The sequence below is a fragment of the Sphingomonas sp. GW821-FHT03E12 genome (assembly GCF_059420685.1).
Map to the genome: position 1 here is coordinate 531,440 of NZ_JBWKUF010000004.1, position 18,557 is coordinate 549,996.

Consider the following 18,557-nt stretch of genomic DNA (forward strand, 5'->3'; position numbering starts at 1 on the left):
AGGAAACCATCATGTCCGCCCGCCGCAGCAGCCTGTTCACCACCTCGGCTTTGGGAGCGCTCGCGCTCGCTGCGGTCTGGGCCGCGCCCGCGCACGCGCAGCTCGTCCAGGGCGGCACCCCCGCGCAGAGCAATGGCGGCGCGCCGGTGATCGACCAGTCGACGCCCAACACCACCAATGTGACGCTGGGCGGATCGCGCACGGTGATCGACTGGGACCGGTTCGACATCAACAATGGCGATACCGCAAACTTCATCTTCGCCAACCGAAGCGACATCGTGCTCAACCGGGTGAGCGGCGCGGGCAGCACGATCAACGGCAACCTTAACGGCAAGATCGGGGCGGGCGGTCCGGCCGGCGGCAATATCTGGATCTACAACGCCAATGGCGTGGTGATTGGCGCGAATGCCCGGATCAATACGGGCGGCCTGCTCGTCACCACCGCCGCGCTGGACCGCGCCGACGACAGCAGCGCGGGCGGCTTTCTCGATGGAGCATCGACCAGCTTCAACTTCTCGAACGCGATGGACGGCGCGCGGATCGACGTGCGCACCGGCGCGCAGATCAACACGCGGGGCGGCGCGCTCGCGCTGGTCTCGCCGATCGTCAATACCGAAGCCGGATCGACCATGACCGCCAGCGACGGCGGCAATGTTCTCTATGGCTCGGCATCGGGCTACAAGGTGAGCTTCCGTCCGACCTCGACCAACGACCTCGACCTGCTGAGCTTCGAGGTATCGGCAGGCGCGGGCGGCTATGGCGGCACCGCCTATCTGCAGGGTGATACCAGCGGTAACCGGGTGTTCGTGAGCGTGGTGTCGCAGACCGGGCTGATGAGCCAGCTCGTCGCCCCGGGCGCGATCACTGCGACCACCGTTGCCACCGACGAGACCGGCGCGATCGTCCTCACCACCAACCGCAACATCGTGAACGGTGCCGTCGCGGCGAGCGCCGTGGCCGGTTCGGGCACCGGCAATCTGTCGGCCGGCGACCTCACCGCCAGCGCGATCGATCTGGTCTCGAGCGGCTATGTGCTGCTCAACGGAAGCCAGAATGCGGCGGGCGGGAGCATCCGGCTCATCGCCGAGACCGGCAATATCCATCAGAATGGCCCCAAGATCACCGCCAACACACTGTCGGCTTCCGCGGCCGGCAATGTGGAGCTTGGCGCGGGGGCCAGCGGCGCGCCGAATTCGGTCGCCAAGCTCACCAGCCTGACCAGCACCAGCGGCTATATCAGCTTCGCCGGCGACACTTACGAGATCGCCGGTCCGATCACCACGCCGGGCGCCGTCGGCCTGAGCAGCACCGGCCTGATCACCGGCGCGGGCCTGATCACCGCGGGCAGCCTTTCGTTCGACGCCGCGGGCACGCTCAACGTCGCGGGCAACGCCAACATCGATTATTCGAATGCCAGCGGCGACATGACGATCAACGCGAGCGGCGGCATCTCGATGACCGGCGGCATGCGGCTCAACAATCATGTGCTCAGGCTGAACGCCGCTACGGGCAACATCCTCCAGTCGGGCGACGCGATCTACTATGGCGGCACCGTCCGCGCGACGGCTGCCGGCAATATCGATTTCGGGGGTCAGACCAACCAGATCGATGGCTTCTACGGTACCTCCGTCAGCGGCAATATCAGCGTCAAGTCGGCGGGAAGCCTGACCTTCGGCTTCGATACGCTGGGCGCTGCGACGGTCGATGCGGGCGGCGCGGCGATTGCCGGTGCCTCGATCCATGCGGGCACGCTCGGAATCCGCGCGGGGAACTATATCGATCTCAACCAGAGCGTGCTCGAGGTCGGCAGCTACAGCTACCTGACCTCGACCGGCAGCGGCGTCAGCATCAACACCGATTCCACGATCAACATCGGCGGCAATATCAGCGTGGCGAGCAGCGCCGACGTGTCGCTGCGCTCGAACGCCGGCGCGATCAACCAGACCGCGGGCACGATCGCCGGCCGGCAGCTTTATCTCCAGGCGGCGGGCTCGATCACGCAGAACAGCGCCGCCCAGCTGGTGGGGACCGGCACCGGCGCGAACTCGGTTCGGGCGGGGGACGACCTGATCCTCGCGGGTTCCAACCGGATTGCGGGTTTTGAAACCGCGGTTCTCGCCTGGGGGGCGGGCAGCGACGTTACCTATCGCTCGGCCTATAACATGTTCTTCGACGGGAGCAGCGTGGCGATCGGCGCGCTCAACCTGATCGTCGACAGCGGCTCGATCCAGCAGGGCAGCATCGCCTTCACCGCCAATTCCTTCTCCGCCAGTGCGACCGGCGACATCGATATCGGCACGTCGGTCAACAACAGCATCGCGCGGCTTGGCAATATCGGCAGCAGCGCGGGCGAGGTGCGGCTGCGCGTGGGCGCGAACAACCCGCTCGCGATCGACGGCACGATCAGCTCGGCGAGCCGCGTGCTCTTCACCGCCGGCGGCGCGGTGTCGGGCAGCGGCAAATTCTCGACGCCACAGCTCTATCTCGGCCTGATCGGCGGCGGCACGGTCAACGTCGCGGGTAGCACCAACTTGCTCGAGCTCGGGGTGAGCAACGCCGACGCGACCGTTAGAGCCGACGACAGCCTGACGCTGAGCGGCGCGCTCGCGGCGAACGGCCGCAAACTGACGCTGGTCGCCGGTACCGGAAGCATCACCCAGACCGGCGGCAACTTCATCGGCATGGGAACGCTCAGCGCGACCGCGGCTGGCGACATCAGCCTGACGGCCGCCAACAGCTTCAGCGACGTGGAGGCCATTTCCACCGGCGGCGGGCGCCTGGCGCTCAATGCGACCGGAGCAGTCTCGGTCGCGCTCAACACCACGGGGAATGCGGTTGTTACCGCGGGCGGCGACCTTTCGTCGAACGGGATCACCGTCGACAGCCTGTCGGTTGAAGCCGGTCATATCAACCTGACCAACAGCGTCGATGTGAACAGCTTTACCCGGCTGGTGGCTGCCTATGGCGACGTCCTCGTCACCAACAATGGCGGTTTCACTGTTGCGGGCGACGTCATGACGAACAAGCCGGGCCTCCGCTCGATCGACCTGCGGGCGAATGGCGGCGGCATCTCTCAGACGGCGGGCGCCATCTCGGGCCATTATGTCAGCCTGCGCGGCTCAGGCGATCTGGTTCAGAGCGGCACTGGTCGCGTCGATTCCAACGCGGCCTATTTCAGCGGCGCCAACGTGCTGCTGGGCGGCGCCAACAATCTGGTCAGCAACGACACCCGTATCGTCGCGACCGGCGACCTCACGCTGCGCAATGCAGGTGCGATCGATTTGACCGTGATCGGCGGCTACACAAATGGCGGCGTCCTTTCGCTCACCTCGGACAATGGCTCGATCACCTCGACCGATGCGATCAACGCTTCGGCACTGACCGCCTACGCCGCGAACGGCGGCGTCACGTTCAACCACGCCAACAACCTCATCTCCGAGATTCGCGGGCTGAGCGCGGGTCCCAACGCCACGGTCCGGGCGAGCGGCGGCTACACGCTGACCGGCGATATCGATGTCGGCGGAACGCTGGCGCTCTATGCCCGCACCGGGATCAACCAGACCGGCGGCCGGATCAAGGCGACCACGCTCGACGCCCAGCTCTACCAGACGATGACCACCGGATCGGTCCTGCTCGGCGGCGCGAACGATGTCGACAATCTCTACGTCCTTGCCGCGTCCGGCAGCGGCGACGTGCTGTTCCGCGACACCGACGGCTTCCGCGTCACCTATGCGGTGATCGGCAACCGCGTGACGCTGGCCAGCGATGCCGGCGCGATCACCCAGGCGAGCGGCTTCATCGACGGCGTTCAGGCGAACCAGCTCACCGTCTCGGCGGTCGACGGCATCTCGCTCAACAATGACTGGAACGGCATCCGCACGATCCTGGGGCTCAGCAACAGCGGCACGGGCGGGATCGATATCGCCAGCCGCGGCGTCAACATGGTCCTCGCCGGCAACGTCACCGCCGCCGGACAGACCGTGAACCTTGCGGTTCAGAACGCCAGCCTCAGCCAGACCGGCGGGGCGATTGTTGCGCGGCGGCTTGATGCCGCTGCCCGCACGGGCATTACGCTGACCCAGGCGGGCAACAATATCTCGCAGCTCGGAACACTCAGCAACAGCGCGTCGGGCGGCATCGCCTATACGGATTCGAACGGGTACAGCATCGTCGGCAATATCACCGCCGCTGGCCAGTCGCTGACGCTCGGCTCGCTGGACTCGACCGTCGATATCTACCAGGCGAATACCGGCAGCACCATCACGGCGGGTACGCTCAACATCAACGGCGGCCGCTACTATTCCCTGCGCGGCGTCAACGGCACCGGGAACGCGATCGACGCGATCGGCAACATCAACGTTCAGCTCGGGCTGAGCACGATCGGCGCCGTCGATTTCCGGGGCGACGTAATCACCAACTATATCGATCTGCTGGCGGGCGGGGACATCACCCAGAGCAGCGGCCGCATCGAGAACCAGGGCGGCCAGCTCGCATTCTGGGGCACCAACATCTCGCTGACCAGCGCGACCAACCGGCTGGGCAACATCCTGCAGCTGCGGACCTGGGACAATGGCCCCACCGGCTGGTTCAACGTCGGCACCGGCAACATCACGCTGGTTTCGGCCGGGGATGTCGCGGTCGGCTATGTCAGCGCCGTCAATGCCTCGCTGACGAGCGGGGGCAATATCGGCACCATCTCTTCCGGCCTCGCCGGGAACGTCAACGTCGAACGCCTCAGCATCTCGTCGGGCGGAACGATCTCGCTTGCCGGCGCCATCAGGGCGCTCGGCAATGTCACCGCCACGGGCGAGACGTTCCTCAACAGCTTTACGGACCTTGCCCTCACCGGCACCGTCAACACCGGCACGGGCGCGCTCGCCCTCCAGTCGGGCGGCGCGATCAGCCAGACCGGCGGCTCGATCACCGCGGGCGTGATCGACGTCAGCGCCGCCACCGGGATCGATCTCGGCCGAACGAACAACATCGGCACGATCACCGGCCTGTCGACGACGAACGGCGATATCAGCTTCCGCAACTTGGGCAGTATCGCGGTGCCCGCGATCAATGCGCCCGGCACGCTGACGCTGATCTCCGACAGCGGATCGGTCACCCAGAATAGCGGCACCACCCTCCGCGCGAACCGGCTGAACGCCAGCGCCGGGACCCTGATCGAGCTGACGAATGCGAACCTGCTCGCCGGCCTGGGGACGCTCATCGCGGGCACCACGGTCAGCGTCACCAATCATGGCAGCCTCTCGCTCACCGGCGATATCCTGGCGAACTCGGTTACGCTCAGGTCCACCTTCGGCGCGATCAGCCAGACGGGTGGCGTGATCAGCGCATTGGATCTGACCGCCAGCGCGCAGAATGGCCTCAACTTTGGCAGCGCCAACACCGTCGGCGCGCTGCATGGGCTGAGCACGACCTTCGGCGACATCGCCTTCCGCAATCAGGGCAATATCGTTCTTTCGGACGTCTCTGCGCTGACCGGGGCGGTGACGGTGACTTCGGACAGCGGATCGATCACGCAGAGTGCGCTCACCACGATCACGGCGGAGCGGCTCAACGCCAGCGCCGCGACCGGGATCACGCTCGACCAGAACAATAGCTTCGTCCGGACCGGTACGCTGAGTAACAGCGGCACCGGCGGGATCCGGGTCAAGACGACCGGCAACCTCGACATCGCCGATACCGTCACCGCGACAGGACAGGCGGTCCGCTTCGACGTCGGTGGGGCACTGACGCAAAGCGCGGCGCTCGGCGCCTATTCGACCCTGACGGTCAACGCTGGCACCGGCCTCTATCTCGACCAGGCGAATAATTTCGGCGCGACGACCTTCTCGTTCTCCAACGGGGCCGGCGACATCACGGTGCGCAATGTCGGGAACCTGACGCTGCCCGCGATCACGACAAGCGGCACGATCCGCCTGATTTCCGATACCGGCACGATCGGCCAGACCGGGATACTCACCGCGAACACGCTGTTCGCCGAGGCGCGCAGGGAAATCTCCCTCGGCCGGAACAATGTGATCACCAATGTCGGGGGACTCGCCAACACGTCCGGCACGATCACCTTCAGGGACATCGACGGCTTCAACATCACCGGCGACATTCGCGGGTCGATCATCACGGGTGAACGACTCATCCTCTCCGCGGGGGGCACGGGCGATATCGTTCAGACCGGCGGCAGGATCGTCGCGGACAAGCTTCGGGTGACCACGGGCGGCAACCTGACCCTCGATGGCAGTGCGAACACGTTCATCAACGTCGAGGTGCTGAGCGTGGGCGGCGACGTCAGGCTGCGCGCGCAGGATGCGTTCGTGGTCGGGCACACGCTCGAAGCGGGCGGCACGATGACGCTGACATCGACCAACGGCTCTATCGGGACTGAGCTCGGTTCGATCGGCCACGTCCGCGCGGACGCGCTCTACGTCAACGCGGCGACCGGCATCGACATCAACCTGCCCGGCAACATCACGCCCAAGGTCAGCCTGATCTCCGCGGCAGGGAACATCCGTTACACCAGTCAGGGCGCGATGGAGCTGCTCGCGCTGCGAACCCCCGACCGTGCGATCGTCAGCGCCAACGCGCTGACCCAGAGCGGAGCAATCGAGATCGGCACACTCGACGCGCTGGCGGAGAGTATCCGCTTCGACATGGCGACGAACCGGATCAGCAACCTCGGTAACCTCACCGCCACCAACGGCAACCTCACCATCCGCAACTCCGGCGGGATCAATACCGTCGGAGATCTTCTAACCGTCGGCAATATCTCGATCGTAGCGGATGGCGGGATCGACATCGGCGGCACTATTTCCACCACCGGCGGCACGCTGACCCTGACCGCGAACGGCAGCGGATCGATCACGCAGTCGGGCGGGGTCATCCACCAGACCTCTAGTACATTTCTGACCGCGGGCGGCGATATCACGCTCGACCGCACCAATTCGATCGACACCTATAACGCCCAGGCGGGGGCCGGCCGCACGATCACGCTGCGCAACTCGGGCAATCTGCTGGTTCGGGCGATCACGGCGCAGAACGGGATCGTCAACCTCACCTCGGACACCGGTTCGGTGAGCCAGACTGTTCTTCCCTCGATTTCGATCTGGACCCGCAAGCTCAACGTCAGCGCGGCGACCAACATCAATCTAGCCGCGCAGAACTACACAGATCTGCTCGGCAATCTGACCGCCGGCGGATCGATCCGCTTCAACAGCGCCCAGACCCTTGGGCTGGACGGCGATATCCGCGCGGGCACCGGCGTGACGTTCGGCATCACGGGCTATCTCGGCCAATATTCGGGTACGGTCACCGCCAGCCATCTCGACGTCACTGCGACCGGGATCGCGCTGATCGGCGCGAACGATATCGGTTCGACCACCGCCAGCCGCTTCACGGCCAATGACGACATCACCTTCCGCTCGGTCAACTCGATCCTGCTCGGCGCGACCAGCACGCCGGGCCTGCTCTCGCTCACCTCGGACACTGGCGGCATTATCCAGACCGCGGCGTTCAGCGCCGGGCGGTTCGACGCGATCGCCGCGAGCGACATCATCCTTGAGCAGCTCAACACGCTCGACACGGTCTACGACGTCACCGCGGGCGGCGTGTTCAGCCTGCGCACCGCCGGCGCGCTCGAGCTCGACGGGCGCATCGCCGCCGACGATCGGGTGACGTTCAACACCGGCGGCGGCCTGACCCAGATCGGCAACACCGTCATCGTCACCGACCTGCTGGAGGCGACCGCCGGGACCGCGACCACGGGCGGAATCCGCCTGCTCAACCACAATCGCGTCGGCGCGGTCAGCCTCGACGCCAGCGGCAACGACATCCGCTTCCGCAACACCGGTAACATCGCGATCAACGCGATCAATTCGCCCACCGGCACGGTCGAGCTGATCTCGAACATCGGCAAGATCACGCAACAGTCCAGCGGCGGCCTCGTCGCCGGTTCGCTGATCCTCAATGCGTTCAATGGCGTCGAGCTGTACAATAACGACAACCAGATCGCGCGGCTCGATGTGGTGAGCCGCGGACTGGTGTCGATCCATACCGGTGGCAGCGGCTGGGGCGGGCTGCTGACGGTCGACCGGATCGATGCGGCCGGCCAGACCGTGTCGGTCAACAACTACACCTGGGGCATCAGCGGCGGCAACATCACTGCCGAGACGCTCACCGTCTTCTCGGTCGGGGACATGGATCTCAGCGCGACCAATAACGTCGCCGGAAATGTCAGCCTGTCGGGCCGGAACATCGCGTTCACCAATCTCGGCAATCTCGTCATCGACCGGGTGCTGTCGCCCAGTGGCAACGCCGTGCTGCGCAGCGAGGAAGGCGCGATCAGCCGGACCGGGGGTGCGCTCGTCGATATGGTCGGGCTCACCGCCTATGGGCGCGACGGCGTCACCCTCGCGGGCGCGATCAAGCGGATCGACGGACTGTCGGCGGGTCCCGGAGCGGACGTCGAGATCGTGACCGATCGGGCGCTTGAGCTGGCCGGCGACATTACCGCGCGCAACGTCCTGCTGCGTTCGAACGCATCGCCGAACGTGTTCACCCCGACCGGCGGCTCGATCACCCAGACCGGCGGGATCATCACCGCGGACCTGTTCCGCGGGAGCGCCTACGGCGCGATCGACCTTGGGCGAAGCAACCAGATTGCGGCGCTGGGCGAGGTCACGTCCTTCACCGATGGGATCGGTATCGTCAGCGCCCGTGCGCTCGAACTTACCGACGCAATCACTGCAGGCGGCGAGGTGCTTCTGGATGCAGCATCGATCAATCAGAGCTCCGGTCTGATCCAGGCCACCGGCCTGCGCGCGCTCGCTTCAGGTGCGCTCTCGCTTGACGCGGTGAACCGGATTGCGGCGACCGGGACGGTTGCGCTCGACGCGGGCGGGGACATTGCCTTCCGCAATAACGACAGCTTCGTTCTCGGCATGGTCGACACGCCGGGCGCAGCGACGCTCACCTCGCTTCAGGGGTCGATCGGCCAGGCGGTATCGACGCGGATCGGTGCGAGCCGGTTGTCGGTCAGCGCGGCGAATGGCGGGATCGCGCTTAACGAGGCGAACCTAGTCGATACGCTCGGCGGCCTGACCGGGGGCGGCGCGGTCGTCTTCCGCAACACCGGCGATCTGGCGCTGGACGGCGATATCGCCGCGACGGGGCAGGAGGTCACGTTGCGGTCGAACACGGGTTCGATCAGCCAGACCTCGGGCACGATCGCTGCGTTGGGGCTCACTGTGCAGGCGAACGGCGCGATCGCGCTGGACGGCGCCAACAGCGTGGCCAACCTGCGCGACATGGCTGCGGGCGGCAATCTGCTCTACCGCAATGCCGGCGCGCTGATGCTGTGGGGCGACGTCACCGGCGATACGGTGACGCTCAGCACCGACAGCGGCTCATTGCTCCAGATGCTGTTCACCGGCGGCGTCATCACCGCCAACCGGCTCAACGCCAGTGCGGGCGGCGCGCTCAACTTCAACCATGCGAACCGCGTGATCGAGCTGGGCGACTATGCCTCGGGGTCGGGGGTTGCCGGCTTCACCAATGACGGCGGTTTCGCGCTGGCCGGCAACGTGTCGGGCGACGAAATCGTTCTCCAGTCGCTGAACGGCGGGATAACCCAGAGCGCCGGCAGCATCGATGCCGGTTCGATCAATGCCAGCGCCGCCGGGTCGATCCTGTTGAACCGCGCCAACCAGATCGCGGCGGCCGGAACGGTCCGGCTCGTTTCCAATAGCGGCGACGTAACCTTCCGTGCGCTCGGCGATTTCACGCTCGACCTCGGCTTCGCGACCGGGACGTTCGACCTCACCTCCGACAATGGCAGCATCACGCAAAGCGGCGGGGTCACCGCGAACCGGCTCAACGCGCGTGCGGGCGGCAGCATCACGCTGACCATCGGCAACGCCGTCGCAAATCTCGGCGTACTCACCGCGACGGGCGACATTGCCTTTACCGGGCTGGGCGACCTGTTGCTCACCGACGCCATCGGCGCAGGCGGCACCGTCACGCTGGTCGCCCAAACCGGCGTGATCGAGCAGAATGGCGGAGCGATCACCGCAGCCGCGCTCGACGTTTCCGCAGCTGATCGCATCCTTCTGCAGCAGGCGAACGCCGTGAGCGCCTTTGCAGGGATGAGCGGCAACGGCGACATCGGGTTCCGCAATACGGGCAGTGTCAGCCTGGGCGCGATCACGACGCCGGGACGGTTGACCGTGACTTCGGATGCCGGTGCGGTGACGCAGACCGGCGATCTGACAACCGGCGGCCTGACGGTCATGGCGCGCGACGGGATCACGCTGACGCGCAGCGGCAATGTAGCCGGGGTGCAGTTGAGCCTGACCAACCTCGGTGCGGGTGGCATCGCCTATACCGACGGCGGCGCCATCGCGATCGCTTCGATCGTGGCGGCGGGGCAGACGGTGACGCTGAACGCGGGCGGCGCCATCAGCCAGACGGGCGGGGTCGAAGCGGCGCTGCTCAACCTGACGACGACCGGCAATGTCCTGCTCGCCAATGCCGTGGGCAACCGGATCGATGCGCTCGGTACGGTGGATGTCGGTCAGCTGACCCTGGCGACCGCGGGCGATCTCGATCTCGCGGGCACGATCGCGACGAGCAATGCTCTGGGGCTGACGGTGAATGGCCGGCTGACGCAGAGCGGCGGGACGATCACCGCACCCTCGCTTGCGATTGCGGCAAGCCACGGCATCGACCTTGGCAGCGTCAATCAGGTCGATGCACTCGCCGCAACCAATAGCGGCGGCTCCGGCGACGTGCGCTTCGTCAATGGCCGCTCGCTGTCGATCAACAGCCTTCGTTCGGATCATGGCGACCTGACGCTGCGCCTGACCGCTGGCGACCTGACGCTGAACGGCGTGACGTCCAGCTTCGGCAACATGGATTTCGATGTCGCGGGGAATGTCGGCGGCACCGGCGGTATCGACTCGCAAAAGGGCGTGCGGGTGACGAGCGGCGGCTCGATCGATCTGGCAACCGTCGTCGGCCGCGACGACATCCTGATCGATGCGGCGGGCGACGCGAAGGTGGCGGAACTCCTCCACCTCGCGGGCGGTACAGACGCTGCCGGAGACGGCTATAATGTCGATATCCTGGGCAACAACGCCACGCTCGGGGTGATCAGCCGGGCGAGCCTGACCGGCGCGAACCGGCTCTATGTCGAGACGGGTGCGACCGTGCGGCTGGGCGCGCGTGCGGGCAATGCGACGCTCAATCTCGCGACGATGAACCATGGCGTCTCGATCGCGGCGACTGGCGATGTCAGCGCCCATGGCTCTGACGGCCTGAACCTCGTCAACGTTTCGGGCACGAATGTCAGCCTGAGCGCGACCACAGGCGGCATCGGCGCGGATCGCGTCGATGTGGCGGGCGACTACACGCTCGACGGCCCGGCTTTCTACCGCAGCGTCCTGCTGCCGATCGGCACGCGTGCGGGCAGCTGGACGCTGACCAGCACGGGTGATGTCGATCTTCAGGGCCAGACGGCGGAGTTCGGCGGCGGCATCGACTTCACGGCCGATGGCACGGTGCGGAACGGCAGCGTCCGTTCGCTCGACGGAGCGGTCTCGATTTCCGCAGGGGTGCTCGATCTCTATGGGATTTCGGCGGCGACCGGGATCACCGTGAATAGCGTTGCGGCGCTCAACCTCTTCACCGCCGATGCCATGGCGGGCGGTCTCAGCCTCACCGGGAGCTCGGTCTTCGTTGCCGGGATACTCGATGCCGCAGGCGACATCACCGTCGATGCCGTGAATGGCGATGCTGTGATCGGCTATGCCATCGGCGCGCGCAACATCGCGGTCTCGGCTTCAGGCAATGCGACGCTGCGCCAGGCCAACCTCAACGGCGCGACCGGCGACCTGACGATCAGTGCGGGCGGCAATGCGACGCTGGGTGAGGACGATGCGATGTCGGGCATCGGCACCGACCGCTGGTTCGAGCGCGCCGCCGGTTCGACCGGCACGGCGACCGTCACCGGTGGCGCCGGGGTCGCGATCAATCTCCAGCGCTCGGCGAAGCTCGACAGCATCAGCGGTCGCCGGGTCGAAGTGAACATCGCGACCGGCGACCTCGCGATCGGCCAGCTTACCGCGCTGACCGAGAGTGGGCGGGTCAATGTCGAGGACGGTTCGCTCGTCATCGGCAATGCCCTGGCCACCGGCAGCAGGCTCGATCTCTATGCCTATGGTGACCTGACCGTGTTGAGCAGCGCGAGCGGGTTCGGGACCTATCTGACCGCCGGTGGTCTGCTCGATACGCGCACCGCCGGCGTCAATGGCGCCGACTATGTCGAATTGGCCGGAGGTGAGGTTCGCGCGGGCGCGATCACCTCGGGCGGCGATATCGACGTGCGCAGCACGGCTGGCGCGATCGAGGCCGGCAGCGTGCATTCGACCGGCGGCGATGCGATCTTCAACGCCCATACCAACCTCGATCTGCGCAGCGTCACCGCCAATGGCGGACAGCTTCAGGCGGGCGGCAACGCCACCGTGCGTGCGATCACCGCATCCGATGGCTTCGCGCTGGTCGCATTCGGCAACGTCACGCTGGGCGCCGATACGGTAGCGCTGATCGCCAGCGACAATCTGCTGCTGACCGGTGGCAGCCTCAGCGGCTGTGCCTGCGGGTCGGGCGGGGCGACGCTGATCTCGCTGAACGGCAGCGTGAACGTCAATCTCCAGTCGGCGACAGGGGTGTTCGACACCATCGCCGCCGCGATCAGCGGTGATGCCAATGTCCATGTCGCGACCGGCGATCTCGGCATCGGCAGTCTTGCGGCCCGCAATATCGCCGTGACGCTGCCCGGAGGGACGCTCACCCTGATGAACCCGATCAGCAGTGGTGGCGACTACATACTGACGGCGCGTGACTTCGCCGGCAATGCGTTGGCGCCTGTCTTCGGCGGCGGGGCCACCAAGCTCAACAATGTGATGATTACCGACACCGCAGGCGATCTTGCCGCGGGGGGAACGCTGGTCGCTGCGGGCGACATCCGGGTCAGCTCGGCCGGTAACGTCACCGGCGCCCTCGTATTGCGCGCCGATCGCGATGTCGATGTGAGCGCCCGCGCTATCCGGCTCGGCGATGTGACCGGCCGCGACGTCATGCTCAATGCCTCCGCGGGCGGGGTCGATATCGTCGGCGCAGTGACGATCGGGCGGAACTATACGCTTACCGGGACCGGTTTCCTCGGCAATGCGCTGGCCATGACCGGTACGCGCACGGGTAATTTGCTCGCGACCGACACGGCGGGCGACTTCGTCTATTCGACGCTCGATCTCGGCTTCGGCGGCAGCGCCACGCTTCGGGCGAACGGCGGCGCGATCCGCGGCGGGGACATTGCGACACTGGGTAACCTCAGCCTTTCGGCCGCCGGAGTCGAAGCCGGCATGCTCGGTTCGGATCAGGGGGGTGTCGATATCGACAGCAATGCCGGTGTCGCTCTTGCCGGCATCCGGGCGAACAATGCGATCGATGTGCGCGCCACGGGTAGCCTTGCGCTTGGCAGCGCGGAACTGAGCGGAACGGGCGTCAATTCCTTCGCCCTCAGTGCTGGCGGCGATCTGGTGTTCGGCGCGGCCGGCGCGGCTTCGATCGGCAGCAGCAATGCATTCACCAGTGCGGGCAGCGGGCTGACCGGTGGCGGCGTGCAGGCGGATGGCGCGATCACGATCAACCTCGATCGTTCGGCCGCGTTCACCGGCATCGACGGCGGTACGCTGGAGCTCACCGTTCGCAACGGCGATCTGACGATCGGCAACATCCGGACGGTCGGGATGCTCGCGGTCAGCGGGCCGACCGGTACGCTTTCGGTCGGCGATATCGAGACCAGCGCGGGTCACATCAACATCGCGGGGCAGGGTAACGTCTCGACCGGAGCCGTCAGCGGACGCTTCGTCGTCGGCATCGGCTCGAGCGGTGGCAGCCTGACCTTCCGCAGGATCGCCGGCGGCGACGTGACGCTCGCGGCGGCGGGCGGGATCACCGCCACCGGCGCCGATGCCGGCATCTTCGCCGACACGCTCGCGCTGACCGCGGGCGGCGATGTCGATCTGGCGACCGACGGCGGCGGATCGCGGATCGGCAGTCTCGGCGCGATCAGCGTCTCCAGCGGCGATTTCGTGCTCCACAATCTGCAGGATCTCGCGCTCTACGGTGCGGTCGATGTCAGCGACGGCACGCTCGACCTGCGAGTGACGGGTGCACTGAGCCAGAATGGCGGCACCGTCAGCGCTCAGCGCCTTGTCGGCGACATTGCGGGTCTTGCGCGGCTTGACGGGGATAATCGGATCGGATCGATCGGCGACTTCAGCGCCGCCGGGTTGCTGTTCAACAACGTGGCCGCACTCGGGATCGACGGACGGGTCGATGGCGGCGTGGGCGGCGTGACGATCCGGGCGCGCGGCGGCATGACCATCGGCGCAGCCGGCTCGGTGCGATCGGCATCGGCGGGTGATGCGATCACGCTGGCGTCGGACGGCCTGTTCCGCAACCTGGCGGGCGGGGGTGCGCTCACCGCGGTGAACGGCCGCTGGCTTGTCTATACGCAAGCGGCCGGTAATCCGGGTGCCTCGGATCCGGCAAACGCGTTCGGCGGACTGGCTGGCCGGAGCTATTATGGTGCAGCCTATGACTTCGCGACCGGAGCCTTCGCGATTGCGCCGGGCGCGGGCAACCGCTTCGTCTATGGCTATCGCCCGGTATTGACGGTGCTGCCGAACGGCTTGACGGTTACCTATAACGGCCAGGTACCGGTGCTCAGCGCCGGCATCACCGGACTGGTCAACGGCGACAGCGCCGCCGATGCCTGGTCGGGCAGCGCCGACCTGTCCGGCGCGAGCCGTAATGCAGGGACCTACACGATTGCCGCGAGCCTCGGCACGCTGGCCTCGGACATGAACTACGACTTCGCGTTCGGCACCGGTACGCTCCGGATCGATCCGCGCGCGATCACGGCGACGCTGATGGCGAACGGCAAGATCTATGACGGCGCGACGGCCGCGACGGGTACGCTCTCGCTGAACGGCGTGCTGGGGGGCGACCAGGTCGGTGTCGCGGGCAACCTCGCCTTTGCCGACAAGAACGCGGCAACGGGCAAGACGGTGACCGCCAGCGGCATCACCCTGTCGGGAACTGACGCGGGGAATTACACGGTCAATGCGAGTGCGACGGCGCTCGCCGACATCCTTGCGCGCGTGATCACCGCGACGCTGACGGCGAACGGCAAGACCTATGACGGCACGGCCGCTGCGACGGGTGCGCTGTCGCTCAATGGTGTACTTGAGGGCGACCGGGTCGGCGCGAGCGGTAGCTACGCTTTCGGTGACAAGAATGCCGGCACGGGCAAGACCGTTACGGCAAGCGGGATCACGCTGTCGGGAGCTGACGCTGGCAACTACACCGTCAATGCGAGCGCGACGGCGTTCGCCGACATCCTCGCGCGTGCGATCACGGCGACGCTGGCGGCGAATGGCAAGATCTATGACGGCACGACAGCCGCTACGGGTACGCTTTCGCTGAACGGGGTGCTGGCCGGCGATCAGGTCGGCGCTGCGGGCAGCCTTGCCTTTGCCGACAAGAACGCGGCTTCTGGCAAGGCCGTGACCGCCAGCGGCATCGCCCTGTCGGGAGCGGACGCGGGGAACTATACGGTCAATGCGACCGCGACGGCGTTTGCCGACATTCTTGCGCGCGCGATTACCGCGACGCTGTCGGCGAACGGCAAGACCTATGACGGCACGACCGCCGCGACGGGCGCGCTGTCGCTGAACGGTGTGATCGCGGGCGATGAAGTCGGTGCGAACGGCGGCTATGCCTTCAGCGACAAGAATGCGGGCCGCGGCAAGACGGTGACCGCCAGCGGCATCACGCTGTCGGGAGCGGATGCGGGCAATTACACGGTCAACACCACCGCGACCGGCCTTGCGGATATCCTTGCGCGTGCGATCACGGCGACGCTGGCAGCGAACGGCAGGATCTATGACGGCACGATAGCCGCCACCGGCACGTTGTCGCTGAACGGTGTAGTCGCGGGCGACCAGGTCGGGGTAGTCGGCAACCTCGCCTTTGCGAACAAGAATGCGGGTGCCGGCAAGACCGTGACTGCCAGCGGCATTGCCCTGTCGGGCACGGATGCAGGCAACTACACGGTCAATGCGACTGCGACGGCCTTCGCCGACATCCTGGCGCGTGCGATCACGGCCACAGCCGCAGCCGATAGCCGGCTATATGACGGCACCGTCTCCACCACGGGCCGGATCATGCTCAACGGCGTGCTTGCAGGCGACAATGTTTCGGCCTCGGCAAGCTATGCCTTCGCCGATCCCAATGCAGGGACGGGCCGGGTGGTAACGGTCAACGGGCTGGCGCTCGCGGGCACCGATGCCGGCAACTACGCGGTCGCGTTGAGCCCCAGCCCGGTTCTCGCCGATATCCTCCGCCGGTCTGTGACCGTTGCCGCCGACGACTTCGCCAAGCGCTATGGGCAGCGCGATCCTGCATTTACATGGCGCATCGTCAGCGGTTCGCTGGTCGGCGGCGATACGTTCACGGGCGCGTTGGAGCGGGTGCCGGGCGAGCAGGCCGGTACCTATCTGATCGGGCGGGGAAGTCTCGCACTCTCATCCAACTACACGCTGACCCTGGTTCCCGGGAGCCTGACGATCCGCTTCACCCAATCGGGCGCGGATTCGACCGATGCGCTCAAGCGGCGGAATGGGTCTTCCGGCTTCTCGCTCTACGAAGATCCGTCCGCCGGCCTCAGAGGCGACGCGGTGGACGATGAGTAGACCCAGCCCCCGGAACTTCAACGAAACGGTTTTTCGAGAGGTAGTTATGACGAATGTACCGCCCCCGCAGCTGCCCTTGTTCTACAAGGAACTGGTGCCCCTCAACAGCCACGAGCATGGCGGCTGGCGCAGCCGGACCACGGAGAAGGCGGCCTGGCTGGCGAACCAGCACGCGATTCCGCTGACCGTGGATGAGTTCGCGCAGGCGCAGCGGCATTTTCCGATCATCTTTGCGGCCGGCCCCAACCCGGTGCCGCTGGCGCTGATGGGGCTCAACGAAGGGGTCAATGTGTTTGTCGGCGACGACGGCGCGTTCCTGGATCAGGTCTATATTCCCGCCTATGTGCGGCGCTATCCGTTCCTGCTGGCGCGGTTGCCGGGAGAGAATGGCGATCTGTCGCTCTGTCTTGATCCGACGACCGACCTGGTGGGCGAGTTTGTCGACGGCATGCCGCTGTTCGAGGACGACGGCCCGAGCGAATCCTGCAAGGCGGCGCTCGAGTTCTGCGAGCAGTTCGAGATTTCCGGCCAGAAGACCGAACACTTCGTGGCGCAGCTTGAGGAGCGCGCGCTGCTGATCGAGGGTGAGGTCACGATCCATATCCCGGGGGAGACGAAGCCCTTTGTCTATCGGGGATTCCGGATGGTGGACGAAGCGCGGTTGCGTGAGCTCGATGCGACGGTGCTGCGCGCATGGACCGAGAGCGGCATACTCCCGCTGATCTATTTCCATCTCGCGTCGCTGCCGCTGATGCGCGACATCTTTGCGCGCCAGATCCAGTCCCGCAGCGCAGCGGCTCCGGCTGCCGCCGCCGGGAAGGGGGCGTCGAAGGCGCGGAACCCGACCGGCGTCACGCACTGAGCCGCTCCGCGTCTAGGCGATGCCGAAGGTCCATCCCTCGGCTCGCGCGATCGCAGGGGTGAGCGCGGGCGGGCGCCACAGATCGGCACGCTGCGCATTGGTGCGCAGCCATGCGGCGGTGAGGATCGCGTCGGTCGAATGATCATCATATCGGGCCAGCGTCGCATGCGGCCGCGAACCCAGTGCGGCGAGAGCCGCATCGAGCGCAGCGCCGTCGCGCAGCTTGGAGCGGCCCTTGGGCAGCCCGGCGGCGCGCGCGGCGATGGCGGTGTAGATTTCGACGACCGCTGCGCCTGCGGCGGGCACGGGGTCGAACGGCCAGATCGCGAGCTTGCCATCGAGCGCGTGGAGCAGGCGCATCCCCGCAAAGCTGGCCTTGGCGACCTGCGCCGCGCCGATCGCGTCGTAGACAGTGGTCACCTTGCCGCCGCCGCTGGCGTTGAAGTGCTGCTCGCAGCGGCGGAAGTGGATGAAGTCCGCCTTCGGACCGTCGGCGGCACCAAGGTAGAAATGGCGGCCGCGGCGGGCCTCCAGGAAAGAGGCGGCACCCAGATCCTCGTCGTCACTCTGCGCATCGACCCAGGACCAGAAGGTGCGGGCGTTGGTCGCGCTGCTTTCGCCGGGGAGATAGGCGCCGCGGTCGAGGATCGGCGCGCACAAGCTCATGTCGAAGCCGATCAGCAGCGGTTCCGCGGCGCGCGCCAGGATCCAGTCGCGGATCCTTTCGCGAGACCAGTAACGGCCGGGCGGCTGGACCAGTTCGGGCGCCGCGTCGCCCGCCTCGCACATTGCCAGCGCGATGCCGGGATGGCTGCGGCCCTTCGCGCCCGACCAGTCGATCGCGGCGAAGCGGATGAAATGCGCCCCGTCCATGG

At 66.6% G+C, this 18,557-nt stretch carries 3 protein-coding genes; 2 read left to right on the forward strand and 1 reads right to left on the reverse strand.

The window, feature by feature from the left end; genetic code table 11:
- Nucleotides 1–11 precede the first annotated feature (11 nt).
- Together AC07TU_RS15775 and AC07TU_RS15780 are read left to right on the forward strand one after the other, a co-directional pair.
- Nucleotides 12–16,820, forward strand: a complete 16,809-nt coding sequence (locus AC07TU_RS15775; RefSeq protein ID WP_495188865.1) for a YDG domain-containing protein — start codon at nt 12–14, stop codon at nt 16,818–16,820.
- Nucleotides 16,821–16,866: 46 nt separating this feature from the next.
- A complete protein-coding gene (locus tag AC07TU_RS15780) occupies nt 16,867–17,682 on the forward strand; it encodes a SapC family protein (protein WP_495188866.1) in 816 nt (271 codons plus the stop codon).
- Between the two features lie 12 nt (nt 17,683–17,694).
- Here AC07TU_RS15780 and AC07TU_RS15785 read toward each other — a convergent pair whose 3' ends face one another.
- On the reverse strand, nt 17,695–18,555 hold the full coding sequence (locus tag AC07TU_RS15785; protein WP_495188867.1) for a hypothetical protein: 861 nt from the start codon (nt 18,553–18,555) through the stop codon (nt 17,695–17,697).
- Nucleotides 18,556–18,557 lie beyond the last annotated feature (2 nt).

What these genes read in the sequence shown, in the direction of transcription:
- AC07TU_RS15780 (WP_495188866.1), top strand. Translation starts at nt 16,867, where the DNA reads ATGACGAATGTACCGCCCCCGCAGCTGCCCTTGTTCTACAAGGAACTG.
- AC07TU_RS15775 (WP_495188865.1), top strand. Translation starts at nt 12, where the DNA reads ATGTCCGCCCGCCGCAGCAGCCTGTTCACCACCTCGGCTTTGGGAGCG.
- AC07TU_RS15785 (WP_495188867.1), bottom strand. Translation starts at nt 18,555, where the DNA reads ATGGACGGGGCGCATTTCATCCGCTTCGCCGCGATCGACTGGTCGGGC.